Source organism: Bacillus pumilus (assembly GCF_900186955.1).
Classification (GTDB): domain Bacteria; phylum Bacillota; class Bacilli; order Bacillales; family Bacillaceae; genus Bacillus; species Bacillus pumilus.
The window spans coordinates 2505330-2532111 of record NZ_LT906438.1 but is presented as its reverse complement, the minus strand read 5'-3'; the positions used below and the strand labels follow the sequence as shown (position 1 = coordinate 2532111).

The following is a 26782-nucleotide window of genomic DNA, read 5'->3' as shown; positions in this document are numbered from 1 at the left end:
ATGAAGCCATGAAGATACTCATCATTAGTGACAGTCATGGACTCACAGACGAACTTCAAACCATTGCCAAACGGCATGCGGCTGAAGTCGACATGATGATTCACTGCGGAGATTCAGAACTCGACACGAACCACCCAGCTCTCGAAGGATACAAAGTCGTCAAAGGAAATTGTGACTTTATGGGCGATTTTGCAGAAGAGCTCCTGCTTTCACTTGATGGAGGCGGAAAACTATTTCTCACTCACGGACATCTGCATGGCATCAAACAATCCTTGCTTCAAGTCTACTACCGTGCAGAAGAGCTAGGCGCAGACATCATCTGCTTTGGCCACTCGCACATCCCAGGCAGTGAGCTGCTAAGAGGAAAACTGCTCATTAACCCAGGCAGTGTGCACCTGCCAAGAGTGCGTAAAGAGCGCAGCTACGCTATACTGACACTAGATGGAAGCGAAGCGAACGTACAGTTTTTCACAGACGAAGGTCAAGCCATACAAGACCTCGAAAACACTGTCACATTGGAAGGTATTTCATAAGGGTGCAGCATTTGCCCCTTATGAAAAAACTTTCGAAAAACCGTTGACTTTAAAGAACAATAGTAATATAATAAATATTGTCGCTGAGGTAATACACCACAGCACACTACATAACAACATGTCCCAGTAGCTCAGCTGGATAGAGCAACGCCCTTCTAAGGCGTCGGTCGGGAGTTCGAATCTCTCCTGGGACGTTAATAAATCGGGTGCTAAAGCCCATAAAATCAACCTCTTATATCGTTTAGTCAAACGGTCAGTATAACGGTCATGTAAGAAATTACTCCGTATATCGACTTACTAACGATATAGGAGGTTTTTTGTATGATCAAAAGAAAAGGTTTGTTTGATGTAAAAGTTGATGTGAGAAGTTTATTGGAAGATTTACCTGGTTCTACTTTAACCGATTCAATATCTAAACCAACAGTTGAAGAATAAGGGCATGTTTTAGTGCGGTAACGTGACAAAACAATCAATGCTACTCGATAAGAATAATCTATAGCATGTTATATACTTGAGTGCTATCTAAGGAAAGATATCACCGCTTTTATACGGTTGTTTTCGATTAGCAAATTTGTTTCAAAAAGTACATATAACAATCTTTCTTTTGAATCTAAAAAAATTAGGCTTTTACATATAGGTATTAGTCTAAACCAGCAGGAAAATTAACCATATGTATATTTAGACAAATGGTCTTTTTATCAATGAGGAGGAGATATAAGTGAATAATAATTACGATCCTTACAGGCAGCAAGGAACGCGTGTATTTCACTACCAACCAGCTGGAGCGGGAACTGAATGGATTAATAAGAATGTTGATATTCTGATGAACGATGGTACATGTTTTGGTAATGTACGCTTTATAAGTGTAGACATGATTGCTTCTCCAACAGGTCTACCAGCTACACCTAATGACTTTCTTTGGACATTTGACCAATATCCTCCAGGTGGTGGTGCTCCAATTAGAAGAAGAGTTAGTCCTATAGATGTTGCTCAAATTAATCAACCCGGAACGTTATGTCAACCTAGTGGAGGACACGGCGGAGGACACGGCGGAGGACACGGCGGAGGACACGGCGGAGGACACGGCGGAGGACACGGTGGAGGACACGGCGGCTGGTATGGTGGCTGGTAAGCTAGATAACACGGTGAAGTCTAAATTTCATTTAATTATTTTATGAATCATTAAGTTTGCTTAAATCCTTAAAGTTTGGAGCTTTCACAAACAGACAGCGAGCTGCATAAACGACAGCTCCCAAGATGAGGAGTTAATTTTTCTTTTTTCTGTAGTCTTTTAATAAGCTTGAAACCACTAAACCCATCACACTGAAAGCTACAATATAAAATAAAACATTTGTTACAGGTGTATCAATTCTCCCTAAGATCATCACAAGGGCAATAATAGCGCCGGGTAAAGTAATTAATAACATTTTGGATGGCGTGCTTTGCTGTGTCACTTAATGACCTCCTGATTGATCCATTAAATAGGTATTTTAGTTGATTTTAACATATGGAAATTTCACGAACAACATAAGGGGATAGCAATCTACTTTAAGAGCGGACAAACGAAACTTGCTGATTTCATGGAAATTATTTCAATTAAACCTTTTGTGTAATAAAATGTATATGATTTATACAAAGGGGTGAGATGGCGGTGAAGCATTTTTTAACGGCAATCGTAGTGGCTATCATTGTGGGGATCATTGTATATGTTGCAGATGATCGTTTAAGCATGTTTCCGTTGATGCTGATTTTAGCAGTTGCGATCTATATCGTAAGCAGGATTAGCGAAGCATTAATTAAGAAATACTCAAAAGAAAATAGTTAATAACACAGCCCTTCATTGGAAGGGCGTTTTTTAATTAACCTTCCATTTATTTTTACTAATGAAAAAGACATCGCAAAGGGTAAATATTCAAAAGAGAGAATAATTTTTTCTCCAACTAAAAAAATTAAGATGTATAGTAGAAGGAAAAGATGAATCGAGTTTTAAGTAGGAACTTGCATTATCAAATGGACAGTTAGAAAGTGATTTACAGGGGGATCAGTTCTCCGGTTATAGAGTTGATACTGGAAATGGATGTTTTATGGATGATCATACTTTGAAATTTATCCTTAGAAAATTGACAGGTTAAATGGTGGAAAAGTACATAATCCCAAACGTCCCAGAAAAACAAAGAAAGGAATGGTCACTTGTACAACATCAATCCAACACACCTGTTATATAGAAATGGAGAGACAACAAGCAGTCAAGAGGGTGATCAATTATTCGCCAAACAGTTAGGCTATACTGAGATCACGAGCGGTCATATCGTTGCCTGCGATCCTTTTGTTTCAGAAGGGGACCAATCGTTTACGAGGAAGGTTGCTCTAGGAAAATATCCTATTCTACTTATAGTTAAGCGGTTGCAAAGCGGTGACGAACGCGTTGCCTATGCAATGATCAAGTTCACAAACGAGCAAGCAACAGAATGGGAGCTTGCCACAAGAGCAGGGCAGGAACTCAATCAATTGAAAGAAGACGAGTTCTTCGGCTACGGTGTAAATACGGGAATGGGTTGTTTCATGGATGCGGAAGCAGCACGATATTTACAAGCTTAAGAGGATAAGCGATATAAAGAGGACAATGATTTCTATCTTTATGAAGAATTTGCAGAAGCGCTTGAGCAAAACTACAAGCACACATGGGACTGGCTCGTCACCCGTTTTCATGACAAAGTGGACATTGCCATGTTTACAACAGGCTTCGGCGACGGGATGTATCCAAGCTTTTGGGGCTAGATCAAAACGGAGAGCCCGCTTGCCTTGTGACGGATTTTTTAATAATGGACTGAGAAGAAACTCATGAAATCATGGGTTTTTTATTGTGTTCTTTGATTATAGACTCAGGCAGTTTTTGATTGAACCTATTATTTTAAGCGACTCTTTAGTAAGTTACTTTTTCGATGTTTTTTCTATTAATTTCTCTTTAAAAAGATGAATTATTCTATACAAATTAAAAAACACTCCGATAATGAAGAAGTAAGATAATGAAAAGGGAGTGTTATTTTTGAAAAAATGGATCGTCATGATGTTACTAGTAATTCTTTCATTCACACAGGTATTTCAAGTTGCAAATGCTGCTAAGGATGAATGGAATCAATTAGCTGATTTGCCAACAGCAAGAATTGGAGCTGTAGCTAATGCAGTTGATGGGAAAATATATGTAATTGGAGGATTTAATGCTCTTAACGAAACATTAGAGTATGACCCTTCCGCTGATAAATGGACGAAAAGGAAAGATATGCCTAGCGGGAGAGGGGGAGCAGCATCTGTTGTTGTGGGGTCTAAAATTTATGTTCTAGCAGGAAATCACCAAAATTCCTTCAATAAATTTGAAGTGTACGATACAAAAAAAGACGAGTGGGAAGTTTTAACTGATATTCCTTTTGAAAGTCCTTCTAAAGGTGCTTATAATGTTCAAGCTGGTGTTATGGGAGATAAAATTTATGTATTAGGTGGCAATGAATTTTTTAGTTATGATCTAACAGAAAACAAATGGAAAAAGGAAGCTTCACCATCATTTAAAACACAAAGAGCAATTGGTCTAGTTTTGAAAGGGAAGTTCTATATTATTGGAGAAAACAATAATAGTGAAATTTTTGAATTTGATGCTTCTAATGATAGTTGGTCTGCAAAAAAAGGAGGATTTAAAAAAGTATATCTGAGTGGAGTTACTTATAAAGATAATATGATTTTACCAGGCATTTCACCTAATAGATTATATGTCTATAATGCTGAAAAAGAAGAAATGGTGAAAGTAGTTGTACCTAACAATGATATTCGTGTTGGTGCTTCATCAGTTATTATAGGGGATATGTTATATGTAATAGGAGGACGTCAATATAATATAAATTTGAATTATACCGATATTGCTGATAGAAACTACAAATCTGTCATCTCTATCTCCTTAAAAGACCTAGAATTTCCAAACAACACCGAAACCCCAGGCGACAAAGACCCTGAACCAACCACACCACCAAAAGACGATGCAACTGATGAAGACGGTAATGCCCTTCTCATCATCACAATGGTCAATGGTTTGCAAAAAGAGTATGACCTCTCCATGAAAGAAGTCAACGCTTTCCTATCCTGGTACAAAAAGCGTGATGCCGGAGAAGGACCAGGGTTTTATGAGATTGACGAGCATGACAACAATAAAGGTCCCTTTGAAAGTAAAAAGGATTATGTGGTGTTCAAAAATATTCTCATGTTCGAAGTCAATAAATATAAGAAGTAATTAAAATCAAAGCCATCTAGGTAAACTAGGTGGCTTTTGTGTTTATTCGACAGCTTTCACCAATTTTAAGGCAAATTTAAGCTCGGATTTTATTTCAAATGTATTAAATCTTTGTTACAATAAGACAGCTTTGCCAAAAGAGACGTTCCAAGGTTCGACATCTTTTTTCATGATTTCTTAAAATTTTTATGTTTTGATATGAAACTCTTTTAATGATTCATGCGTCTCTATAAGTGTCAAAAGAAAAGAGGTTATCAATATGCTATTCAAAAAGCTATCAGAAAATAAGTCTGTAAAATGGATAGGATATACGAGCTTTTACTTACTTATTTTGCTATTATTGTTCTTTATTTACGGATTCCACACAGCTAATACGGGATCATTCATTTACAACGATTTTTAATTGGAGATTAAACTATGAAACTATTACACACGATTCAAGAATACCAACAAACGAAACCAAAACAGCCAGCATTTGTTTCTCAACATGCTTCGATCACATATGATGAGCTTTGGCATCTATCAGACCAAATGGCTGGTGCCATCGATGCAGTCGCTACAGATAGTGCACCTGTCATTGTATACGGTCATATGGAGCCGGAGATGCTCATTTCTTTCTTAGGCAGTGTGAAATCAGGTAGACCATACATTCCGGTCGACATCTCAATCCCTGCTGAGCGTATCGTTTCAATTATTGAAAGCTCAAAAGCCAGTCTGTTGATTTGTGCAAATGAGCAGAATGTACTAGATGTAGAAGAACACATTGAAGTGAAAAGTGCGGCATCTCTTTTAGCTCTTGAAAAAGAAGCACCGCCATCCTCGCAGTGGGTTCAACAGGATGATGTCTTTTACATCATTTATACGTCTGGCAGTACCGGAAAACCGAAAGGCGTTCAGGTAACAGCCAATAATTTAGAAAGCTTTACAGAGTGGATGTGCCGAGACTTCCCAATTGACGGGGGACGCACGTTCTTAAATCAAGCACCATTTTCTTTTGACTTATCAGTGATGGATTTGTATCCAGCGCTTCAATCAGGCGGCACGCTTTACTGTTTAGTGAAAGATCTAGTGAATAAGCCGAAGGATATGTTTGCAGCACTTGGTCAATCTGACGTTGAAGTGTGGACATCAACACCTTCCTTTGTGCAAATGTGCTTAATGGACCCTTCCTTTACAGGGGAGCTTTTACCAGAGTTGAAAGTTTTCTTGTTCTGCGGAGAGGCACTTCCTGTATCTGTAGCAAGTGCGCTCCTTGAGCGTTTTCCAAAGGCGCAGGTCTTTAATACGTATGGTCCGACTGAAGCAACTGTTGCGATCACATCGATTGAAGTCACGCAAGCGATTCTTGATCAGCACGATTCTTTACCAGTCGGCTACGCCAAACCGGATACAGATATCGTTATTTTAGATGAAGAAGGCAATGCACTTCCTGACGGTGAAAAAGGGGAAATTGTCATCGTGGGGCCAAGCGTCACGAGAGGCTACTTAGGTGAACAAGCCTTAACAGATAAAGTGTTCTTTGAATACGAAGGGCGCCCTGCTTACCGTACAGGTGATGCAGGTGTGACGCAGGATGGTTTGATTACATGCCACGGCCGTCTGGACTATCAAATTAAGCTGCATGGATACCGAATGGAGCTTGAAGAAATTGAATATCATGTGAGCGAGACAACGTATGTCAATGCTTGTGTGATTGTGCCGTTCCAGCCAAACGGTCATGTGGAGTACTTAATTGCAGCCATTGTTCCAGCAGCGCATTCTTTTGAAAAAGAATATCAGCTGACAAGTGCAATTAAGAAAGAAATGGCGGATTCACTGCCTGCGTACATGATTCCAAGAAAGTTTGTCTATCTTGAGCAGCTATACATGACGCCAAACGGGAAGGTTGACCGTAAAAGAATCGCGAAAGAGGTTCTTCTATGATTCCGTTTAGTTCATTCTTTTTCTTCATTCTAATTGGTGTTCTTCTTTTGCCGACGATCATTCTTGGTCTTCGCGGCAAAAGAATGCAGGGCTACAACATGTTTGCAACGGTTGTGGCACTCGCCCTTATTTTCTCTAAGGATGCACATGGCGCGCTGCTACTCTTCTTGTTTACAGTGTGGCAAGTCTTGATCATCCGCCTGTACCTTTCGTACCGGTTGAAAGCGAATCAAGCGTCTGTCTTCTATATGGCAGTGGTGGCATCGATTTTGCCGCTTGTGCTATCAAAGGTTTTACCGTTCTTTTTAACTCATCAGCCGCATCAACCGCCGCCAATGAACTGGCTGAGCTTTTTAGGGATCTCGTACTTAACATTTAAAGGTGTTCAGTTAATTATCGAGACAAGAGACGGCTTGATTAAGAAGAAAATGCCGATTCATCGTTTGGTCTATTTCATTGTCTTTTTCCCGACGATTTCATCAGGTCCGATTGATCGTTACCGCCGGTTTGAAAAGGATATGGATACGCCGCCTGAAAAGGAAGCGTACAGTGATCTTCTATACGCGGGTATTCATAAAGTTTTTATCGGCTTCTTATATAAGTTCATTATTGGTTATTTGATTCACACGTATATTCTGATGAATATTCATCATATTAGCAGCAGTCACTTTGTTCAACAGTTAACATATATGTATGCGTACAGTATGTATTTGTTCTTTGACTTTGCTGGTTATACAGCATTTGCTGTTGGTGTGAGTTATATGATGGGCATTAAATCACCAGAAAACTTTAACAAACCGTTTATCAGCCGGAACATTAAAGACTTCTGGAATCGCTGGCACATGTCCCTGTCCTTCTGGTTCAGAGACTACGTGTTTATGAGATTTGTGTTCTTTATGACAAAAAAGAAGTGGATCAAGAACCGTATGGCTGTATCAAATATTGGGTACTTTGTCCTCTTTCTATTGATGGGTGCTTGGCATGGTCTAGCACTTCAATATATTATTTACGGACTATATCACGCAGTTGTGATGTCCGGTTACAATTTATTCGAGAAATGGAATAAAAAACACAAGTGGTGGCCGGATAATAAGGTCACAATGGTTGTGTCGATCATTATTACATTCCATGTGATTTGTTTCGGATTTTATATTTTTTCAGGAAAACCATTTCATCATTAATGATTAAGGGAGTAGAAAATTATGGAATTTAAAAATCAAGTATACGGTATTATTGCAGAGGTTTGTCAGGATGACGTTGTGAAAGAAAATCCAGAGATTGCAATTTTTGACGAAGGTCTTCTAGATTCATTTGGTACAGTAGAACTGCTTATGGCAATCGAAAGTCAACTTGGAATTACTGTTCCGATTACAGAGTTTGATCGTGATGTGTGGGATACACCGAATCACATTGCTGAGCAGCTGGCAGAGATGAAGTAATGAAAAAGCGTTTTTTTGGGCCGCTTATTTTAGCGGCTGTTCTATTCATTGGTGTTCTTCTTGTACCAAATGCATGGCTCTCACATCTGATCCCAAAAGACAAATTACAAAAGTCAGCCACAGAATTAGATCCGGGGATGTTTCAAGGGCTTTATTTACAAGACGAAATGCTAAAAGATCCAACTTATTTGCCGATCTATGGATCTTCTGAACTATCACGTTTTGATCCATATCACCCTTCAAATTTCTTTCATGAGAATCCTCAAGGGTTTACACCTTATCTTATTGGAAAAGGTGGATCGCAATCATTAATTCATGCGATGAACTTTGCAGCGCATATGGATGAATTAAAAGGGAAGAAGCTTGTGTTTATCGTGTCCCCTCAGTGGTTTGTGAAATGGGGATCTGACGAAAATCACTTTGCGCCGAACTATTCAGCGCTTCAAGCACTGAATCTCGCTTATAATAAAGAAATTGATCCAGCTGTGAAAAAAGAACTGATTAAGAGAATCATGACGTTTAAAGCAGTGAAGAACGACATGGTCATCACAGAGCTTTTTAAAGCAGAGCTTTCTGGGAACAAATTCGCTTATGGCGCGATTTCTCCTATTGCAAAAATGTATTATGGCATGCTTCAAAAGAAAGACATGTACTATACAATTGGATCGGGACATGAACGTAAGCTTCAACCGTCTCCATCAGTCAAAGGAAAAACATGGACTGAGCTTGAAAAAGAAGCAAGCGTCTTAGGTGCGGAAAAAGCAGGGAACAACCCGTTTTATATTAATCAAAAACTGTTTGACCGCAAGCTGAAACCGATCATGAAAAAGATGAAAGATTCCCGTGAAGGTCATTCTTATGCGGAATCACCAGAATACAAAGATTTTCAAATCATGCTGGATATTTTAAAACAGGCAGGGGCAAAGCCTTTGTTTGTGACGATTCCTGTTAACGGAAAATGGTATGATTATACCGGTTTTCCGAAAGAGGGACGTACAGAGTATTATGAGAAAATCAATCATCAAATACGCGATAACGGGTATGAAGTCGCAGATTTGACTAAGCATGAGTACGATCCTTATTTCTTTAAAGATACGATTCATGTGTCTTATAAAGGATGGGTGTACATCGATAAGGCAATCGAAAAGTTTTACAAAGAGCAGTAGAATGCAGCAGCTTTCTGCTGCTTTTTGTTTGTCGAATTGGCGAATATCTTGTATAACGAAGGGAAAAGGTCTATGCTGTAAATGGAGGCGATATGATGAATCGTTCTGAGAAAAAAGAACTATTGAAGCGTTCAAAGAAGCATTTTAATGATCATGCCTTTTGGGAAAAGTTAAAAAAGACGGCACAGAAAGCTGGTGTCTCTCTTGTCTATGCTGTGCTATTACTTTACTATACATTGCAAAAACCTGAAGTACCTGTCAAAGCGAAGACCCTTATTATTGGGGCACTCGGATACTTTATCCTTCCAATTGACCTCATTCCCGATACATTGATTGGTGTAGGCTATACAGATGATTTAGGAGCGATCACATTTGCTCTGATTCAAGTAGCGGTCTACATTGATGATGATGTGAAAGGAAAAGCGCAGGACAGGCTGTCAAAATGGTTCGGTGAAAAAACCGATACGTCTCTGATTGATCAAAAGCTTGAAGATGGCGGGATGCCGTCTACACGCTGAAAAGAAGACAAAGGGCTAAAATCAAGATCATTTTAGCCCTTTGTCAACAATATGAAGCCTCCACAGTTGGAGGCTTTTTTTCATTATCCTAAAAATTTCACGCAAACTGGATGAGGGACTGAGATGTCTGATTGTAAGACAGTGAGTCGTCCTGTTTCTTTGTCGCGTTTGTATAACACTAGGTTGCTAGACTCTTGGTTTGAACCGACGAGGAATTCTTCAGTTGGATCAAGCACAAAGTCTCTAGGCCAGTTTCCTTCAGAAGAAGCAATCTCGACAAGACTTAATTGGCCGTCAGCGTCTGCTTTAAAAATCGCAATGCTGTCATGTCCGCGATTTCCTGCATAAACAAATTGGCCGTCTGAAGAGACGTGAATGGCACTGCCTTGATTGTTCTCTGTAAAGTCGCTTGGAATGGTTGCGATCGTTTGAATCTCTTCGAAATGACCATCTTCAAAGTAACGAAGCACAATCACCTCTGAGCTTAGCTCTGTCATCACATATGCCACAGGTTTCGTTGGATGGAATGTAATATGGCGAGGCCCGGTGCCTGGTTTTGTTTCAAATGTATGAGCAAGCTCAAGTTTGCCGTTTTCTTTCTTATACGTATAAATGCCATCTGTCCCAAGGTCAACAGCCACTGCAAATTGTTCATCTGGTGTCAGACCCATAAAGTGAGTGTGCGGTTTTTCCTGACGATCTTCGTTAGGGCCAGTTCCTTCATGCTGCGCCTGTGACAGCGTGCGAATCACTGAGCCATTTTCAGCATCGATTTCATACATCTCTGCTGTTCCTTTATGATAGTTTGCTGTAAAAGCTGTTTTTGTTTGACTGTCCACGCTGACGTGACAAGGAGAAGCGCCTTCGGCAAGTTCTTGGTTGATGAAACGAAGTGTGCCGGTTTCTGCATCGATTTGATAAGCAGCCACGCCGCCCTGTGATCCTTCTTTCACAACAGCATACACAAATTTTTGAGAATCTGAGACGGTTAAATATGTAGGATTTTCAAGTTCAGCAGCCACTTCTACTTGTTCGATCTGCTGCTTGTCCGTATTTAATGTAAAAGTATAAATGCCTTTACTGTCTCCCTTTGTATACGTTCCGATATAACCTCTGATGTTAGCCATGTATTGCCCTCCTTCTATAAGATGCTCTCATTCTATCATAAATTCATAGGAAAACGCTTTAGAAAGGCATACCGAAAGAAAATCAAAAGCGCTGGAATCTACCAGTCTTCATTAAAAATAATGTGAAAAAATATGACAAACGTTTTCTCAAATGAAAAGCGTTCAGGTAAAGTAAATCAATTGAAGAAAAAATACAAAAAATTTTAAGTTTTTTTCATTCCTTGTCTAGCAAAGGTGTAAGCGTATACATTTAATTTTGATTAGTCTAAATTGTCTAATAATTTTAAAAATGCTGTTGACACTGTATGGAAAGCGGCGTAAGATGGGTTCAACAAAAGCTAAACAAACACGCAGAGCAAGCGTGAGGCGCTTTAATATAAAGTGTCTGAAAATTCAACTACTTTTTGTTTGAAAGAGAGGGTGCTCACTGAAAATGGAAGACCAAAAGGAACAGTGGATCTTTTTAAACGATGAACTCGTGAAAAAAGAGGATGCGAAAATTTCAGTTTATGATCATGGCTTCTTATACGGTGACGGTGTGTTCGAAGGGATACGCGTGTATAACGGAAATATCTTTCGAATGAAAGAACATTTAGACCGCCTGTATGATTCCGCCAGATCGATTATGCTGAACATTCCATATTCACTTGAGGAACTCACGGAAAAAATGATTCATACAGTTGAAAGGAACGGACTGAAGGATGCCTATATCCGTCTTGTTGTCTCAAGAGGAGCTGGTGATCTTGGTTTAGATCCAAACAACTGCGGGAGAGCCAACACAGTGATCATTGTAGAGCCGCTGGCCATCTTTCCAAAGCACCTATATGAAACAGGTATTGATATTGTGACGGTACCGACGAGGCGAAATCGTCCCGATGTACTGAGTCCAAAAGTGAAATCATTAAATTATTTGAATAACATCCTTGTCCGAATCGAAGCCCATATGGCCGGTGTGAGTGAAGCACTGATGCTGAACGATCAAGGGTACGTGGCAGAAGGTTCTGCAGACAATGTGTTTATTTATAAAAAAGGTAAGCTCTATACACCGCCAGGTTATATCGGCGCTCTTGAAGGCATCACAAGAAATGCCATCATGGAGATTGCAGAAGACTTAGGCTATGAAGTGAAAGAAGAACCATTCACAAGGCACGATGTGTATACAGCAGAAGAAGTTTTTCTAACTGGAACAGCAGCCGAAGTGATTGCCGTTGTAAAGGTTGACGGCCGTACAATCGGTGAAGGGAAACCTGGGGTTCACACAAACAAACTTCTTGAACAATTCCGCAAGCGAGTCGTTGAAGAAGGAGAAAAAGTCGTTTTTACAGATGAAAACATTCACGCAAGCTAAATAGATATCGATAAACGTTGAAGAGGACTAGTAGTTTTAGAGTCAGTATCTACAGAGAGCCGGTGGTAGCTGGAAACCGGTGTTACTTTCTAAAGTGAACTCACCTCTGAGTGTCTGCTTGAAATGATAGTAGGGCAGACCGAGTGACATTGCTCACTCGTTACCAAAATGGATGAAAGATGTCCATGAGACGGCAGCAGATGTTGCTGTGAACAAGGGTGGTACCGCGAAAAACAAAGCTTTTTCGCCCCTTTGACCTAGTGAAAAGTAGTGTCATTGTGGGGTGAGAAGGCTTTTTTATATGGTTAAAATCTCGATCTTGAATAGAAAAGGGTGAAAAAACTTGACTGAAGCAAGACAAAGAGGAGGAAATCAAATGGGGACAAATGTACAAGTGGAGACGGAAACATCTAAAGCACCACAAACGATGAACGGTGCACTCATGCTAATTGAAGCACTCAAAAGAGAAAAAGTAGAAGTCATTTTCGGATATCCAGGCGGAGCGGTTTTACCGATCTACGATAAAATTTATGATTCTGGTTTATTTCATGTCCTGCCAAGGCATGAGCAGGGAGCGATTCATGCAGCAGAAGGATACGCTAGAGTATCTGGTAAACCGGGTGTTGTCATTGCTACATCAGGACCAGGAGCGACAAACCTAGTCACAGGAATTGCAGATGCGATGATTGATTCACTTCCTCTTGTTGTCTTCACAGGACAGGTGGCAACCTCAGTCATTGGATCAGACGCTTTCCAGGAAGCAGACGTGCTCGGCATCACAATGCCTATCACAAAGCACAGCTACCAGGTGAGAAATCCAGAGGAATTACCGGGCGTCATTAAAGAAGCGTTCCACATCGCAACGACAGGAAGACCTGGTCCAGTCTTGATTGATATTCCAAAAGATGTGGCAGGCATTGAAGGAACGTTTGAATACGATCAGCCAATTGATTTACCTGGTTATCAGCCAAAAGTAGAGCCAAACTATTTGCAAATTCGCAAATTAGTAGAAGCTGTCAGTAGAGCGAAGAAACCGGTCATTCTAGCAGGAGCTGGCGTTCTTCATGGCAAAGCATCTGAAGAGTTAAGGCAGTATGTAGAGCAGCAGCAAATTCCAGTCGCTCATACACTGCTAGGACTTGGCGGCTTCCCGGCAAAGCATCCTCTTTTCCTAGGGATGGCTGGTATGCATGGCACATATGCAGCGAACATGGCTCTTCATCAATGTGATTTGCTCATTTCAATTGGTGCGAGATTCGATGACAGGGTAACTGGCAATCTCAATCACTTTGCGAAACATGCGAAGGTAGCACATATCGATATCGACCCAGCAGAAATTGGCAAGAACATTCATACCCATATCCCGGTTGTTGGAGACAGTAAGCTAGTCCTTGAAGAGCTGATTAAGCAAGACGGGAAGCAAGGAGAGTCAGACGAATGGAAAAACCAACTAGATCAGTGGAAGGAAGAATATCCACTCTGGTACGTTGAAAACGAAGCAGAGGGCTTTAAACCTCAAAAGCTGATTGAATACATTCATCAATTCACAAAAGGTGAAGCCATTGTGGCAACTGATGTTGGACAGCATCAAATGTGGGCAGCGCAGTTCTATCCATTTGAAAATGCTGATAAGTGGGTCACATCTGGTGGCCTTGGTACAATGGGCTTCGGTTTACCGGCAGCCATCGGCGCTCAGCTGGCTGATCAAGAGGCAACGGTTGTGGCGATTTTAGGAGACGGAGGTTTCCAAATGACCTTGCAAGAACTTGCCGTTATCCGTGAGCTGAACCTTCCAGTGAAAGTGATTGTTCTAAATAATCACAGCCTTGGAATGGTAAGACAATGGCAAGAAATTTTCTACGAAGAACGCTACTCATATTCTAAATTTTCAGAGCAGCCAGACTTCGTTAAATTATCTGAAGCTTATGGCATTAAAGGAATCAGAATCTCAACAGACGAAGAGGCGAAAGAAAAGCTTGAAGAAGCGCTAACCTCTAGAGAGCCTGTTTTCATCGATGTCAATGTAGCGAGAGATGAAAAAGTATTCCCGATGGTAGCACCGGGGAAAGGACTTCATGAGATGGTGGGGGTGAAACCTTGAAAAGAATTATTGTGTTGACTGTATTAAATCGATCAGGCGTACTGAACCGAATCACTGGCCTTTTTACTAAACGACATTACAACATTGAAAGCATTACGGTCGGCCATTCTGAGATTCAAGATGTATCACGCATCACGTTCGTCGTCCATGTAGACCAAGAGAAAGACATCGAACAGCTAACAAAACAGCTGAACAAACAAATTGATGTTCTCAAAGTAACAGACATTACAAACCAATCAATCGTCCAGCGAGAGCTGGCTTTGATAAAAGTCGTTTCTGCACCAGCATCTAGAATGGAGATCACAGGGGTCATTGAACCATTTAGAGCTTCTATTGTAGATGTGAGCAGAGAGAGTGTCGTCATTCAGGTGACAGGTGAGTCTTCAAAAATTGAAGCACTCATTGAATTACTTAAGCCATACGGCATTAAAGAAGTCGCCAGAACTGGCACCACGGCCTTTGCGAGAGATAATCAGCAAAAGCCGCAACAAAATAAAACAATTTCAATTGTCTAAACAAAAGGAGAGAGTCAAATGGTAAAAGTATATTATAACGGTGATATTCAAGAAAACGTATTAAATGGTCAAAAGGTTGCCATCATTGGATATGGATCACAAGGTCATGCACATGCATTGAACTTAAAAGAAAGCGGCGTAGATGTCATCGTCGGCGTGAGAAAAGGCGGATCTTATACAAAAGCACAAGAAGACGGCCATCAAGTATTCACAGTAAAAGAAGCGGCAGCACAAGCAGACATCGTCATGGTACTACTTCCAGATGAGCAGCAAAAGAAAGTATATGACGAAGAAATCAAAGATCAATTAGAAGCAGGCAACTCACTTGTATTCGCACACGGATTCAACGTTCATTTCCATCAAATCGTTCCTCCAAGTGACGTAGATGTGTATCTTGTGGCTCCAAAAGGTCCAGGACATCTTGTGAGAAGAACATATGAGCAAGGCGCTGGTGTACCTGCACTATTTGCCATCTATCAAGATGTATCTGGTCAAGCGAAAGATAAAGCACTTGCTTATGCAAAAGCAATTGGTGGAGCAAGAGCGGGCGTTCTTGAAACAACATTTAAAGAAGAAACGGAAACGGATCTATTCGGTGAGCAAGCAGTCCTTTGCGGGGGTCTTACTTCACTAGTGAAAGCAGGATTTGAAACATTAACAGAAGCAGGTTATCAGCCAGAGCTTGCATACTTCGAGTGTCTACATGAACTGAAACTGATCGTTGACCTTATGTACGAAGAAGGATTAGAAGGCATGAGATATTCAATCTCTGATACAGCACAATGGGGTGACTTCGTATCAGGACCACGCGTTGTGGATGCAAACGTAAAAGAATCGATGAAAGCCGTCTTGACTGATATCCAAAACGGAACATTTGCAAAAGAATGGATTGTTGAAAACCAAGTGAATCGTCCACGTTTCAATGCGATCAATGCTAATGAAAATGAGCACCAAATTGAAATCGTTGGAAGAAAGCTTCGTGAAATGATGCCTTTCGTCAAACAAGGAAAGAAAAAGGAAGCGGTGAGCGTCGGTGCGGAAAATTAATTTTTTTGACACAACACTTCGAGATGGAGAGCAATCACCAGGAGTGAACTTAAATGCACAAGAAAAGCTAATCATTGCAAAGCAGCTTGAGCGCCTTGGGGTTAATATCATTGAAGCGGGTTTTCCCGCTTCATCCCGAGGGGATTTCTTAGGCGTACAAGAAATTGCTAGAACGATCAAAAATTGTTCAGTTGCTGGTCTTGCGAGATGTGTAAAAGGTGACATTGATGCTGCATGGGAAGCGTTAAAAGATGGAGTGGAACCAAGAATTCATATCTTTATCGCTACTTCTGATATTCACTTGGAGCATAAACTAAAGAAAACACGTGAAGAGGTCGTAGAACAGGCTGTCTCCATGGTGAAATACGCGAAGGAACGTTTTCCAGTTGTCCAGTGGTCAGCAGAAGATGCATGTCGTACAGATCTTGCTTTCTTAGCAGAAATTGTAGAGAAGGTCATTGACGCTGGAGCGAGTGTCATTAACTTGCCAGATACAGTTGGATACTTAGCGCCAAAAGAGTATGGCAATATCTTTAAATATATGAAGGAACATGTTCCAAATATCGACCGCGTCAACTTGTCTGCTCACTGTCATGATGATCTAGGGATGGCTGTAGCAAACTCACTTGCAGCCATTGAAAATGGAGCAAATCAAATTGAAACGGCTGTTAACGGAATTGGAGAACGTGCAGGAAATGCCGCTTTAGAAGAAATTGCAGTCGCTCTTCATATTCGAAAAGACTTCTACCAGGTCGAATCAACGATTCAATTGAATGAAATTAAGCGTACAAGTGATGTAGTGAGCAAATACTCAGGAATGATTGTGCCGCGTAATAAAGCAGTCGTTGGAAACAACGCATTTGCACATGAATCAGGTATTCACCAAGATGGTTTCCTCAAAGAAAAAACAACCTATGAAATTATTTCTCCAGAGCTTGTCGGCGTGACAACAGATGTGCTTGTCCTTGGAAAACACTCCGGAAGACATGCGTTTAAAGACCGCATGAAAACGTTAGGTTTTAAACTAACAGAACAAGAAATCAATAAGTTCTTCGAAACCTTCAAGAACTTGACGGAGAAGAAAAAAGAAATTACAGATGATGATTTGATTTCTATTATATTGGAAGAAAAAGTAGCAGACCGAAAAATTGGCTACGAATTTGAAAGTCTTCAAGTGCATTATGGAACAGAACAGATGCCGACAGCAACGGTCTCTCTGAAAAATCAAGAAACGCAAGAAGTTATTCAAGAAGCAGCTACAGGCGCAGGCAGTGTAGAAGCTGTGTACAACACACTGGAGCGCTGTATGGAGGAAAGAATTCATTTGCTAGACTACCGTATTCAATCAAATGGAAAAGGCAGAGATGCACTAGCTGAAGTATATGTCACTGTTTCAATAGAAGGAAAAGAAACAGCAGGACGCGGTGTAGCGCAAGATGTGCTTGAAGCATCGGCGAAAGCTTACGTCAATGCAGTAAACAGGCATTTAATCTTTAAATCAAATCTCATTGAAATTGAGAAACATCACGCGATCTCATAGGAAAGGAGGTAGGTCCTCATGAAAAAGAAAATTGCACTTTTGCCCGGCGATGGAATCGGACCGGAAGTTGTGACATCAGCGGTCGCTGTCCTCAAAGAGACAGCGGCTCAATTTAGGCACGAATTCGAATTCGAAACGGCGCTCATTGGCGGTATCGCAATAGATGAAAAAAATAATCCGCTCCCAAAAGAAACGGTTGATGTATGCAAGAGCGCTGATGCGATTTTATTAGGAGCAGTCGGCGGACCCAAATGGGATCAAAATCCACCAGAGCTTCGTCCGGAAAAAGGCTTACTCGCCATTCGTAAACAATTGGACTTATTTGCTAATATTCGTCCTGTCAAAGTGTTCGATAGCTTAAGCGAGGCGTCACCGTTAAAACAGGATCACATTAACGGAGTCGATTTTGTCATCGTTCGTGAATTAACAGGTGGTCTCTATTTTGGTGAACCAAGCGAGCGCTATACAGATGAAGAAGGAAAAGAAGCTGCGGTTGATACGCTTCTTTATACAAAGGAAGAGATTGTCCGTGTACTAAAAGAAGCATTCGACATGGCGTTAACGAGACGGAAAAAAGTAACGTCTGTGGATAAAGCGAATGTTCTGGCTTCTAGTAAACTATGGCGGGATGCGGTAGAAGAAGTGGCTTCTCAATATCCAGACGTTGAATTTGAGCACATGCTCGTTGATAATGCCGCCATGCAGCTGATTTATAAGCCTGCACAATTTGATGTCATTGTGACAGAGAATATGTTTGGTGACATCTTAAGTGACGAGGCTTCAATGATTACTGGATCACTCGGTATGCTGCCATCTGCTAGTCTATCAAGCACCGGCCTTCATTTATATGAGCCGATTCATGGATCAGCACCCGATATTGCGGGGCAAAACGTCGCAAACCCTCTGGCAACTATTTTGTCGGCAGCAAGCTTGCTTAGAACATCCTTTGCATTAGAAGATGAAGCGGCTGCCATAGAAGAAGCTGTGGAAGCTGTTCTTGCCTCTGGCAAAAGAACAAAGGATTTATCGGCAAAAGAGGGAACGTATCAAACAACTGAAGACATCACTCATGCAGTTGTAGACGCACTCAAGCAGCGCGCGAAAACAATTGTATAAATAGAATCTTGTGGAATTAGGTAGAGGGAGGAAAAGGGTTATGCCTCGAACAATCATCGAAAAAATATGGGATCAGCACGTTGTCAAAAGCGGCGAGGGGAAACCAGACCTTTTATATATTGATCTGCACTTGGTGCATGAAGTGACATCGCCTCAAGCGTTTGAAGGATTAAGACAAAAAGGGCGCAAGGTGAGAAGACCTCAAAACACGTTTGCGACGATGGATCACAACATCCCGACTGTGAATCGATTTGTGATCAAAGATGAGGTTGCTAAAAAACAAGTGAGTGCTCTAGAGCGCAACTGTGCTGAATTTGGTGTCCGTCTAGCTGACCTTCACAGTGTAGACCAAGGAATCGTCCATGTCGTTGGACCAGAGCTTGGTTTGACACTTCCGGGAAAAACAATCGTTTGCGGAGATAGTCATACATCCACTCATGGCGCATTTGGCGCACTTGCTTTTGGCATCGGTACAAGTGAGGTTGAACATGTACTATCCACACAAACACTTTGGCAGCAGCGTCCGAAAACATTAGAAATTAGAGTAGACGGAAAGCTGCAAAAAGGGGTAACGGCCAAAGATGTCATTTTAGCAGTCATTGGCGCGCATGGCGTGAAGTTCGGATCAGGTTATGTCATTGAATACACTGGGGAAGTATTCAGAAACATGACGATGGATGAACGTATGACCGTTTGTAATATGTCGATTGAAGCAGGCGCAAGAGCAGGGTTGATTGCACCTGATGAAGTCACCTTTGAATATTGCCGCGGCCGCAAATATGCACCGCAGGGAGAAGACTTCGAAGCAGCGATTAAAGAATGGGAAGAACTTAAAACAGATCCGGGTGCAACCTATGATAAAACGATTGTTTTAGATGGGAATGAGATTTCACCAATGGTCACATGGGGAATTAACCCAGGAATGGTGCTGCCTGTAGATGCATCCATCCCAGGACCTGATGATTTTGCGCAAGAGGATGACCAAAAAGAAGCGATTCGTGCGTACGAATACATGGGGGTTCATCCGCATCAGCGTATTGAAGATATTACGATTGAGCATGTGTTTATTGGCTCATGTACGAACTCAAGAATGACTGATTTACGCCAAGCAGCTTCTATGATAGAAGGACAAAAGGTAGCTGATCATGTCAGAGCGATTGTCGTGCCTGGCTCTCAAAGCGTCAAATTGCAAGCAGAAGAAGAAGGTCTTCATGAAATCTTCCTTGAAGCAGGATTTGAATGGAGAGAATCTGGCTGCAGTATGTGTCTAAGCATGAATAACGATGTGGTACCAGAAGGTGAACGCTGCGCATCCACATCAAACCGTAACTTTGAGGGTCGTCAAGGAAAAGGTGCGAGAACGCATCTTGTCAGCCCGGCAATGGCCGCAATGGCTGCAATACATGGCCGGTTTGTCGATGTCAGGAAGTTTAATCAAGAGAAAACAGTCGTGTAAGGAGTTGTCATAGATGGAGCCTTTAGTCACACACAAAGGAAAAGCCGCTGTGCTTAACCGTATCAACGTAGATACAGATCAAATTATTCCGAAGCAATTTTTGAAGAGAATTGAAAGAACAGGATATGGCCGGTTTGCCTTTTTCGACTGGCGGTATTTAGCCGATGGCAGCCCAAATCCTGATTTCGAACTGAATCAGCCGATTTATGAAGGTTCATCCATTTTGATCGCAGGAGAAAACTTTGGCTGCGGATCATCAAGGGAACACGCTCCTTGGGCACTTGATGATTATGGTTTCAAAATTGTCATCGCACCATCATTCGCAGATATTTTTCACCAAAACTGTTTTAAAAATGGGATGCTTCCGATTCGTCTTGATTATGATGTGTGGAAAACATTCGCTGCGTCATATGAGAACAAAGGGTATGAGATGACGGTTGATCTTGAAAAACAGCAAATAGAAGATCACGAAGGGAATATCACTCCTTTTGATGTGGATCCTCACTGGAGAGAAATGCTCCTGAATGGCTATGATGAGATCTCATTAACTTTACTACTAGAAGATGACATTCAAGCATTTGAAGATAAGCGCAGCAGCTGGCTGCGTGCGTAAACAACAAGAAGCCGTCCACCCGAGGTGTGACGGCTTCTTTTTTGCATGAAAACCTCTCGTTACTTGTGTTTACTAACCTTCGTTGGTAAACTGATAAAAAATATGCGCCCGAAAGGAACGTAAGCATGAAACATGACAAGAAGAAAGATAATGTCATTTTGTTTCCTGGTCTGAAAGAAAGACTGATTGAAAAAGGAATGGCAGCATTAAAAGATAAACAGTATCAAGAGGCGCTTCACTTGTTTTCAGAAGCAAAATCTTATGATGACGATGAAGAATCCGATATTCATCTCGGTATGGCGATTTGTTTTCTGGAGCTGGGCGAGCTGCAGGATGCAAAGCGTGTGTGTGAGAAGATGTTGCATGAAGGATATGGTCATTACTTCACCGTGCTTCAAGTGTATATGACAATCTTAATTCAGCTGAAAGAATATGAAGAAGTGAAGCAGACAATTGAAGCAGTACTTGAGGAAAACCACCTTCCAGCAGAAAGCGCGGAGCATTTTTACAAGCTACTCGAATTTAGTAGAAAAATGATCGAATCGCCTGAACAGATTTTAGATGAAGACGATGATGACTACGGCGAAATCAATATAGATGATATGCTCGAGCGGCCAGAAGAGCAGGTGCAGTTCATCCATTCGCTGAAAGACCGAAACATTACGCCGCATATGGGTCTATTAAATACGATCCTACAAAAGCCTGATGGAAACCCTTTGGTCAAATCATTGATTCTGCAGCTTCTGTCAGATCATGATGTGGCAAAGCCGGTTCATGTGACGAAGTTCGGTGATTCGTTAACGCTTATTCCTTCTGAGGCTGTCAAGCCAGAGCAAATGCCGCTGCTTCAGCAAGTTCTTCGTAAGCTCGATGACACACTCGGCAATGAGAACCCAACCCTTTATCAAGGCGTGGAAGAGTTATGGCGCAGGCACTTATTTGTGCTATATCCATTTCTTCCTAAATACACAGATCCGAATCTTTGGGCAGCAGCACTTCATAAAGTCGGCTATGAAATGCATGGGATTGAGATTGACCTCGAAGAATTACATCTATTGTATGAATTTGATGAACGAGAGCTGAGAGAAGCTTGCACAATGCTGAAAGATATTGAAGAAATTTCTTATTTGTAATTTGTCGATTTAGTTGAAAGACGGACTTGTTATGTTATAATATAATGGTTGTATTTGTGCATATATCGTGCAGTTGTCGATTCCAATGGTTGAAAGACGATATGTATAATCAAGTCAAATGTTGTATACATAATACCGCTTCTTTAGCGGCGTGCGTGGTTTTTAATTGGACGAAGTCTTTATGATGCTTTAGAATGTAACAACGCACAATCTGAATAGATTTTTGGAGGGAAACACACATGTCAGTAAAATGGGAAAAACAAGAAGGTAACGAAGGCATCTTAACGGTAGAAGTTGATGCTGAAACATTTAACAAAGCACTTGATGATGCGTTTAAGAAAGTTGTTAAGCAAGTATCGATCCCTGGATTCCGTAAAGGGAAAGTACCACGTGGTCTTTTCGAACAGCGTTTTGGTGTAGAATCTCTTTATCAAGATGCATTAGATATTCTTCTTCCAGTTGAGTATCCAAAAGCAATCGACGAAGCTGGTATCGAGCCAGTTGACCGCCCTGAAATCGATGTTGAGAAAATCGAAAAAGGCGAAAGCTTAATCTTCACTGCAAAAGTAACAGTGAAGCCTGAAGTGAAACTTGGTGACTACAAAGGTCTTAACGTAGAAAAAGACGACGCTACTGTCACTGATGAAGATGTACAAGAAGAGTTAAAAGGCATGCAAAACCGTCAAGCTGAGCTTGTTGTCAAAGAAGAAGGCGCAATCGAAAACGGCGATACAGTTGTTCTTGATTTCGAAGGATTCGTTGATGGAGAAGCATTCGAAGGCGGAAAAGCTGAGAACTACTCTCTTGAAGTAGGTTCTAATTCATTCATCCCTGGTTTTGAAGAGCAGTTAGTTGGTCTTGAAACTGGAGCTGAAAAAGACGTAGAAGTCACTTTCCCAGAAGAATACCATGCTGAAGACCTTGCAGGTAAACCAGCTGTATTCAAAGTGAAAATTCACGAAATCAAAGCAAAAGAACTTCCAGCACTTGACGATGAGTTCGCGAAAGATGTTGATGAAGAAGTAGAAACTCTTGCTGAACTAACTGAAAAAACAAAGAAACGTCTTGAAGAAGCGAAAGAAAACGAAGCAGAAGGTAAACTTCGTGAAGAGCTAGTTGAGAAAGCTTCTGAAAATGCGGAAGTTGACATCCCACAAGCGATGGTTGACACAGAGCTAGACCGTATGATGAAAGAATTCGAACAACGCCTTCAAATGCAAGGAATGAACCTTGAGCTTTACTTCCAATTCTCAGGACAAGATGAAAATGCGCTGAAAGAGCAAATGAAAGAAGATGCTGCTAAACGCGTAAAATCTAACCTAACACTTGAAGCAATTGCTGCTGCAGAAAACTTACAAGTGTCTGATGAAGAAGTAGAAGAAGAGCTTTCAAAAATGGCTGAAGCATACAACATGCCAATTGAAAATATTAAACAAGCGATCGGATCTACTGACGCAATGAAAGAAGATCTAAAAGTTCGTAAAGCAATTGATTTTCTTGTAGAAAACCGTTAATATGGTGCATAATAATAAAACAGGGCGCGAGTGACTCGTGCCTTGTTTTGTACAATTTTTGACTTATCATCGCTTCTTTTGGAAACGATAGTGTAAGTCGCATCTTTCTGTTATACATATCTCGATGTGCAGTGTTAGAAACACATCATTACCGTCTTTTAGGAAAGTATGGTAAAATGCATACATACTGGACCCAGAAAGGTAGCTGACTGTTAGCTACAGGCAAGTGAAGAAGAATAAGGGGTGAAAGAATGTTTAAATTCAACGAGGAAAAAGGTCAATTAAAATGCTCGTTTTGCGGAAAAACGCAAGATCAAGTGCGTAAACTGGTCGCAGGACCTGGCGTATATATATGTGATGAATGTATCGAGCTTTGCACGGAAATAGTTGAAGAAGAGCTCGGCACTGAGGAAGAAGTTGAATTCAAGGATGTTCCGAAGCCTCATGAAATTCGGGAGATTCTTGATGAATATGTCATCGGCCAAGAAAATGCGAAGAAATCCTTAGCTGTAGCGGTTTATAATCACTACAAACGGATCAATTCCAACAGCAAGATTGATGATGTTGAGCTTTCGAAAAGTAATATCTCTATGATTGGGCCAACAGGAAGCGGTAAAACATTACTTGCTCAAACGCTTGCTCGTATTTTAAATGTGCCATTTGCGATTGCAGATGCAACATCTTTAACTGAAGCAGGTTATGTTGGTGAAGACGTAGAGAATATTTTACTAAAGCTGATCCAAGCAGCCGATTATGATGTAGAAAAAGCAGAAAAAGGTATTATCTACATCGATGAAATCGATAAAGTAGCAAGAAAATCAGAAAACCCTTCTATCACTCGTGATGTATCTGGGGAAGGTGTTCAGCAAGCACTATTGAAAATTCTTGAAGGAACTGTCGCTAGTGTACCGCCTCAAGGTGGACGTAAGCATCCTCATCAAGAATTCATTCAAATCGATACAACAAATATCCTCTTTATTTGTGGTGGAGCCTTTGACGGCATTGAGCAAATCATCAAACGCCGCTTAGGTCAAAAAGTCATTGGATTCGGTGCGGAAAATAAAATCGAAGATCTTGAAAAAGAAGTTCTTTTATCAAAAGTACTCCCAGAAGACTTGCTTCGCTTCGGTTTAATCCCAGAATTCATCGGCCGTCTACCGGTTATTGCAAGCCTAGAGCCGTTAGATGAAAAAGCACTTGTAGAGATCTTGACGAAGCCTAAAAATGCACTCGTTAAGCAGTATACAAAAATGCTTGAGCTTGATGATGTAGAGCTAGAATTTGAAGAAGATGCTCTTAGCGAAATTGCGAAAAAAGCAATTGAGCGTAAAACAGGAGCTCGTGGTCTACGTTCAATCATTGAAGGCATCATGCTTGATGTGATGTTTGACCTTCCATCACGTGATGATATTGAAAAATGTGTAATCACTGGTGCAACAGTTGCTGATGGCGTGTCGCCGCGTCTTGTGTTAAAGGACGGCACAGTCGTTAATAAAGATACGAAAACATCTGCATAAGAGTAGTCTCACTCCTGAATCCTTTTGATTCAGGAGTTTTTTATTTATCGTGGAAGTTGTGTTTATTCCGTCCAGCTCTAGGAAATACTAGCAGACAGAAACCAATACATACGATAGATGAAGGAGGGAGCACCGATTGAGCTGGACAGGAATCGTTTTATTCATACAACTGTTCTTTGGTATCGTCATTGGGCTGTACTTTTGGAACTTACTGCGAAATCAGCGCACACAAAAGGTGACGATAGACAAAGAGTCAAAGAAAGAAATGGAGGCACTCAGAAAGATGCGGTCAATCAAGCTGAGTGAACCTTTATCAGAGAGAGTCCGGCCAAAGGGGTTTCAGGATATTGTAGGGCAGGAAGACGGCATTCGTGCACTAAAAGCGGCACTATGTGGGCCGAACCCACAGCATGTCATCGTCTACGGACCACCGGGAGTCGGTAAAACAGCCGCTGCCCGTCTTGTGATGGAAGAAGCGAAGCGTCACGCTGATTCTCCTTTTAAAAAAGATGCGGTCTTTGTAGAGCTCGATGCCACAACCGCGAGATTCGATGAACGAGGCATTGCAGATCCGCTTATTGGTTCCGTGCATGACCCAATTTACCAAGGGGCTGGAGCAATGGGGCAAGCAGGCATTCCGCAGCCAAAACAAGGAGCCGTCACACATGCTCATGGCGGGGTTCTGTTTATCGATGAAATTGGCGAACTGCATCCGATCCAAATGAACAAAATGCTCAAAGTGCTGGAAGATCGGAAAGTCTTTTTAGACAGTGCCTACTACAGTGAAGAAAATACCCAAATCCCGAATCACATTCATGATATTTTCCAAAATGGACTTCCGGCCGATTTTCGATTGATAGGTGCCACGACAAGAACACCTGACGAAATTCCACCAGCGATCCGGTCAAGATGTCTCGAAATTTTCTTTAAAGACCTTGACCAGCATGAACTGAAAATCGTCGCTGCCAAGGCTGTCCAAAAAATTCAAAAGGAATTAAGTGATGAAGGGCTGAACCTGTTAACCTCCTATGTGAAAAATGGACGTGAAGCGGTCAACATGGTGCAGATTGCCGCTGGCATGGCGGTCACGGAAAATCGAAAAGACATCACGATCGAAGATGTAGAATGGGTTATTCATTCGAGCCAGCTGACACCAAGATATGAACAAAAAGTACCGGAAAAGCCAAAAGTGGGGGTAGTCAATGGACTGGCCGTTTATGGACCAAACAGCGGTGCCTTGCTTGAGATTGAAGTGAACATCTGTAAGGCGCTTGAGAAAGGCAGTATCAACATTACAGGCATTGCAGAAGAAGAAAGCATTGGCAATCAATCGAAATCCATTAGACGAAAAAGTATGGCCAAAGGGTCAGTTGAAAATGTATTAACGGTACTTCGAAATTTAGGCATTCGGACAAATGAATATGACATCCATATTAATTTTCCAGGCGGTGCCCCAATTGATGGACCGTCTGCTGGGATTGCCATGGCAACCGCAATCTTCTCAGCCATACATCAAATCCCTATTGATCATCTAACAGCCATGACGGGTGAAATCGGATTGCAAGGTCAGGTGAAGCCGATCGGTGGTGTGATACCGAAGATAAAGGCAGCGAAGCAGGCTGGTGCCACAACCGTCATTATTCCTTATGACAACCAGCAGTCGATCTTAAAAGAGATTGAAGGGGTCACCATTGTGCCTGTGAAGCACTTCCAAGAAGTGCTGGATCAGTGTTTGGTTAACCCGCCAGACGAGAAGAAAGATGGACTAGAAGAAGAAATGAAAAGAAAATCTGTTTAATCCCCATCACATATGGGGATTTTTTAGTGAAATAGATCTTTTTTTCTTTTTCAAGATAAAAAGAAAGGGTATACTACGGTAAGATCAACATTTCTCAAGTCT

At 41.3% G+C, this 26782-nt stretch carries 24 protein-coding genes, 1 tRNA gene, 2 pseudogenes and 1 other annotated feature; of the genes and pseudogenes, 25 read left to right on the top strand and 2 right to left on the bottom strand.

All coding sequences use genetic code 11. From position 1 onward, the window contains the following. Positions 1–8: 8 nt before the first annotated feature. The 3 genes from CKW02_RS13035 (at position 9) to CKW02_RS20155 (ending at position 1665) form a co-directional block, all read left to right on the top strand. Positions 9–533, top strand: a complete 525-nt coding sequence (locus CKW02_RS13035; protein ID WP_003216435.1) for a YfcE family phosphodiesterase — start codon at positions 9–11, stop codon at positions 531–533. Positions 534–653: 120 nt separating this feature from the next. Next, positions 654–727 (top strand) — tRNA-Arg (locus tag CKW02_RS13030). Positions 728–1251: 524 nt separating this feature from the next. Continuing rightward, positions 1252–1665, top strand: coding sequence for a hypothetical protein (locus tag CKW02_RS20155; RefSeq protein ID WP_157733348.1), 414 nt, complete (start codon positions 1252–1254; stop codon positions 1663–1665). A 133-nt stretch (positions 1666–1798) separates the two neighbouring features. Here CKW02_RS20155 and CKW02_RS13020 read toward each other — a convergent pair whose 3' ends face one another. Further along, positions 1799–1987, bottom strand: coding sequence for a hypothetical protein (locus CKW02_RS13020; protein ID WP_003216499.1), 189 nt, complete (start codon positions 1985–1987; stop codon positions 1799–1801). 191 nt (positions 1988–2178) lie between these two features. Here CKW02_RS13020 and CKW02_RS13015 point away from each other — a divergent pair, with 191 nt between their 5' ends. The 10 genes and pseudogenes from CKW02_RS13015 (at position 2179) to CKW02_RS12970 (ending at position 9855) form a co-directional block, all read left to right on the top strand. Next, positions 2179–2358: a hypothetical protein gene (locus tag CKW02_RS13015; protein WP_003216276.1), complete on the top strand. Its 180-nt coding sequence runs from the start codon at positions 2179–2181 to the stop codon at positions 2356–2358. Between the two features lie 181 nt (positions 2359–2539). After that, a pseudogene (locus tag CKW02_RS20700) lies at positions 2540–2665 on the top strand (hypothetical protein); the annotation flags it as partial. A 58-nt stretch (positions 2666–2723) separates the two neighbouring features. Next, positions 2724–3311 (top strand): annotated as a pseudogene (locus CKW02_RS13010) (DUF4241 domain-containing protein). Between the two features lie 268 nt (positions 3312–3579). Continuing rightward, complete coding sequence (locus CKW02_RS13000; protein WP_003216587.1) at positions 3580–4809, top strand: Kelch repeat-containing protein; 1230 nt, start codon at positions 3580–3582, stop codon at positions 4807–4809. 253 nt (positions 4810–5062) lie between these two features. Then, the gene (locus tag CKW02_RS12995) at positions 5063–5212 is read left to right on the top strand and encodes a teichoic acid D-Ala incorporation-associated protein DltX (protein ID WP_024427820.1); all 150 of its coding nucleotides are present in this window, start codon (positions 5063–5065) and stop codon (positions 5210–5212) included. A 14-nt stretch (positions 5213–5226) separates the two neighbouring features. Further along, the gene (gene dltA / locus CKW02_RS12990; protein ID WP_003216448.1) at positions 5227–6732 is read left to right on the top strand and encodes a D-alanine--poly(phosphoribitol) ligase subunit DltA; all 1506 of its coding nucleotides are present in this window, start codon (positions 5227–5229) and stop codon (positions 6730–6732) included. Continuing rightward, positions 6729–7913, top strand: a complete 1185-nt coding sequence (gene dltB, locus CKW02_RS12985) for a D-alanyl-lipoteichoic acid biosynthesis protein DltB (protein ID WP_003216593.1) — start codon at positions 6729–6731, stop codon at positions 7911–7913. Before dltA ends, dltB begins: the two co-directional genes overlap by 4 nt. A 21-nt stretch (positions 7914–7934) precedes the next feature. Continuing rightward, a complete protein-coding gene (gene dltC, locus CKW02_RS12980) occupies positions 7935–8171 on the top strand; it encodes a D-alanine--poly(phosphoribitol) ligase subunit 2 (RefSeq protein ID WP_003216498.1) in 237 nt (78 codons plus the stop codon). Beyond that, positions 8171–9337, top strand: coding sequence for a D-alanyl-lipoteichoic acid biosynthesis protein DltD (gene dltD, locus CKW02_RS12975; protein ID WP_003216631.1), 1167 nt, complete (start codon positions 8171–8173; stop codon positions 9335–9337). The genes dltC and dltD overlap by 1 nt, the downstream gene beginning before the upstream one ends. Positions 9338–9432: 95 nt before the next feature. Next, positions 9433–9855 carry a YkvA family protein gene (locus CKW02_RS12970; protein WP_034620597.1) on the top strand — a complete coding sequence of 141 codons (423 nt, stop codon included), beginning with the start codon at positions 9433–9435 and terminating at the stop codon, positions 9853–9855. Between the two features lie 83 nt (positions 9856–9938). On the opposite strand, the gene CKW02_RS12965 is transcribed toward CKW02_RS12970, so the two are convergent. After that, the gene (locus CKW02_RS12965; protein WP_003216692.1) at positions 9939–10982 is read right to left on the bottom strand and encodes a lactonase family protein; all 1044 of its coding nucleotides are present in this window, start codon (positions 10980–10982) and stop codon (positions 9939–9941) included. 433 nt (positions 10983–11415) lie between these two features. Here CKW02_RS12965 and ilvE point away from each other — a divergent pair, with 433 nt between their 5' ends. The 12 genes from ilvE to lonB all read left to right on the top strand — a co-directional run bounded on the left by ilvE (position 11416) and on the right by lonB (position 26680). Continuing rightward, positions 11416–12330 carry a branched-chain-amino-acid transaminase gene (ilvE, locus tag CKW02_RS12960; RefSeq protein WP_003216381.1) on the top strand — a complete coding sequence of 305 codons (915 nt, stop codon included), beginning with the start codon at positions 11416–11418 and terminating at the stop codon, positions 12328–12330. A gap of 8 nt (positions 12331–12338) precedes the next feature. Beyond that, positions 12339–12585 (top strand) — a binding site (T-box leader). Between the two features lie 121 nt (positions 12586–12706). Next, on the top strand, positions 12707–14431 hold the full coding sequence (gene ilvB, locus CKW02_RS12955; protein WP_003216845.1) for an acetolactate synthase large subunit: 1725 nt from the start codon (positions 12707–12709) through the stop codon (positions 14429–14431). Next, positions 14428–14946: an acetolactate synthase small subunit gene (ilvN, locus tag CKW02_RS12950; RefSeq protein ID WP_003216637.1), complete on the top strand. Its 519-nt coding sequence runs from the start codon at positions 14428–14430 to the stop codon at positions 14944–14946. Before ilvB ends, ilvN begins: the two co-directional genes overlap by 4 nt. A gap of 18 nt (positions 14947–14964) precedes the next feature. Further along, on the top strand, positions 14965–15993 hold the full coding sequence (gene ilvC, locus CKW02_RS12945) for a ketol-acid reductoisomerase (protein WP_003216490.1): 1029 nt from the start codon (positions 14965–14967) through the stop codon (positions 15991–15993). Beyond that, positions 15980–17533, top strand: a complete 1554-nt coding sequence (locus CKW02_RS12940) for a 2-isopropylmalate synthase (protein WP_034620594.1) — start codon at positions 15980–15982, stop codon at positions 17531–17533. The genes ilvC and CKW02_RS12940 overlap by 14 nt, the downstream gene beginning before the upstream one ends. An 18-nt stretch (positions 17534–17551) precedes the next feature. Continuing rightward, positions 17552–18649: a 3-isopropylmalate dehydrogenase gene (gene leuB / locus CKW02_RS12935; protein ID WP_003216515.1), complete on the top strand. Its 1098-nt coding sequence runs from the start codon at positions 17552–17554 to the stop codon at positions 18647–18649. A gap of 40 nt (positions 18650–18689) precedes the next feature. Then, positions 18690–20105: a 3-isopropylmalate dehydratase large subunit gene (leuC, locus tag CKW02_RS12930; RefSeq protein WP_003216723.1), complete on the top strand. Its 1416-nt coding sequence runs from the start codon at positions 18690–18692 to the stop codon at positions 20103–20105. Between the two features lie 13 nt (positions 20106–20118). Then, on the top strand, positions 20119–20718 hold the full coding sequence (gene leuD, locus CKW02_RS12925; protein ID WP_003216415.1) for a 3-isopropylmalate dehydratase small subunit: 600 nt from the start codon (positions 20119–20121) through the stop codon (positions 20716–20718). A 125-nt stretch (positions 20719–20843) separates the two neighbouring features. Beyond that, on the top strand, positions 20844–21851 hold the full coding sequence (gene ddcA, locus CKW02_RS12920; RefSeq protein WP_003216502.1) for a DNA damage checkpoint antagonist DdcA: 1008 nt from the start codon (positions 20844–20846) through the stop codon (positions 21849–21851). A 239-nt stretch (positions 21852–22090) separates the two neighbouring features. Next, positions 22091–23365: a trigger factor gene (gene tig / locus CKW02_RS12915; protein ID WP_003216748.1), complete on the top strand. Its 1275-nt coding sequence runs from the start codon at positions 22091–22093 to the stop codon at positions 23363–23365. A 251-nt stretch (positions 23366–23616) separates the two neighbouring features. After that, positions 23617–24882, top strand: coding sequence for an ATP-dependent protease ATP-binding subunit ClpX (gene clpX, locus CKW02_RS12910; RefSeq protein ID WP_003216176.1), 1266 nt, complete (start codon positions 23617–23619; stop codon positions 24880–24882). A 136-nt stretch (positions 24883–25018) separates the two neighbouring features. After that, positions 25019–26680, top strand: a complete 1662-nt coding sequence (lonB, locus tag CKW02_RS12905; protein ID WP_003216675.1) for an ATP-dependent protease LonB — start codon at positions 25019–25021, stop codon at positions 26678–26680. Positions 26681–26782: the final 102 nt, after the last annotated feature.

What these genes read in the sequence shown, in the direction of transcription:
- CKW02_RS13035 (WP_003216435.1), top strand. Translation starts at nt 9, where the DNA reads ATGAAGATACTCATCATTAGTGACAGTCATGGACTCACAGACGAACTT.
- CKW02_RS13015 (WP_003216276.1), top strand. Translation starts at nt 2,179, where the DNA reads ATGGCGGTGAAGCATTTTTTAACGGCAATCGTAGTGGCTATCATTGTG.
- dltA (WP_003216448.1), top strand. Translation starts at nt 5,227, where the DNA reads ATGAAACTATTACACACGATTCAAGAATACCAACAAACGAAACCAAAA.
- dltB (WP_003216593.1), top strand. Translation starts at nt 6,729, where the DNA reads ATGATTCCGTTTAGTTCATTCTTTTTCTTCATTCTAATTGGTGTTCTT.
- dltC (WP_003216498.1), top strand. Translation starts at nt 7,935, where the DNA reads ATGGAATTTAAAAATCAAGTATACGGTATTATTGCAGAGGTTTGTCAG.
- dltD (WP_003216631.1), top strand. Translation starts at nt 8,171, where the DNA reads ATGAAAAAGCGTTTTTTTGGGCCGCTTATTTTAGCGGCTGTTCTATTC.
- CKW02_RS12970 (WP_034620597.1), top strand. Translation starts at nt 9,433, where the DNA reads ATGAATCGTTCTGAGAAAAAAGAACTATTGAAGCGTTCAAAGAAGCAT.
- CKW02_RS12965 (WP_003216692.1), bottom strand. Translation starts at nt 10,982, where the DNA reads ATGGCTAACATCAGAGGTTATATCGGAACGTATACAAAGGGAGACAGT.
- ilvE (WP_003216381.1), top strand. Translation starts at nt 11,416, where the DNA reads ATGGAAGACCAAAAGGAACAGTGGATCTTTTTAAACGATGAACTCGTG.
- ilvB (WP_003216845.1), top strand. Translation starts at nt 12,707, where the DNA reads ATGGGGACAAATGTACAAGTGGAGACGGAAACATCTAAAGCACCACAA.
- ilvC (WP_003216490.1), top strand. Translation starts at nt 14,965, where the DNA reads ATGGTAAAAGTATATTATAACGGTGATATTCAAGAAAACGTATTAAAT.
- leuB (WP_003216515.1), top strand. Translation starts at nt 17,552, where the DNA reads ATGAAAAAGAAAATTGCACTTTTGCCCGGCGATGGAATCGGACCGGAA.
- leuC (WP_003216723.1), top strand. Translation starts at nt 18,690, where the DNA reads ATGCCTCGAACAATCATCGAAAAAATATGGGATCAGCACGTTGTCAAA.
- leuD (WP_003216415.1), top strand. Translation starts at nt 20,119, where the DNA reads ATGGAGCCTTTAGTCACACACAAAGGAAAAGCCGCTGTGCTTAACCGT.
- ddcA (WP_003216502.1), top strand. Translation starts at nt 20,844, where the DNA reads ATGAAACATGACAAGAAGAAAGATAATGTCATTTTGTTTCCTGGTCTG.
- tig (WP_003216748.1), top strand. Translation starts at nt 22,091, where the DNA reads ATGTCAGTAAAATGGGAAAAACAAGAAGGTAACGAAGGCATCTTAACG.
- clpX (WP_003216176.1), top strand. Translation starts at nt 23,617, where the DNA reads ATGTTTAAATTCAACGAGGAAAAAGGTCAATTAAAATGCTCGTTTTGC.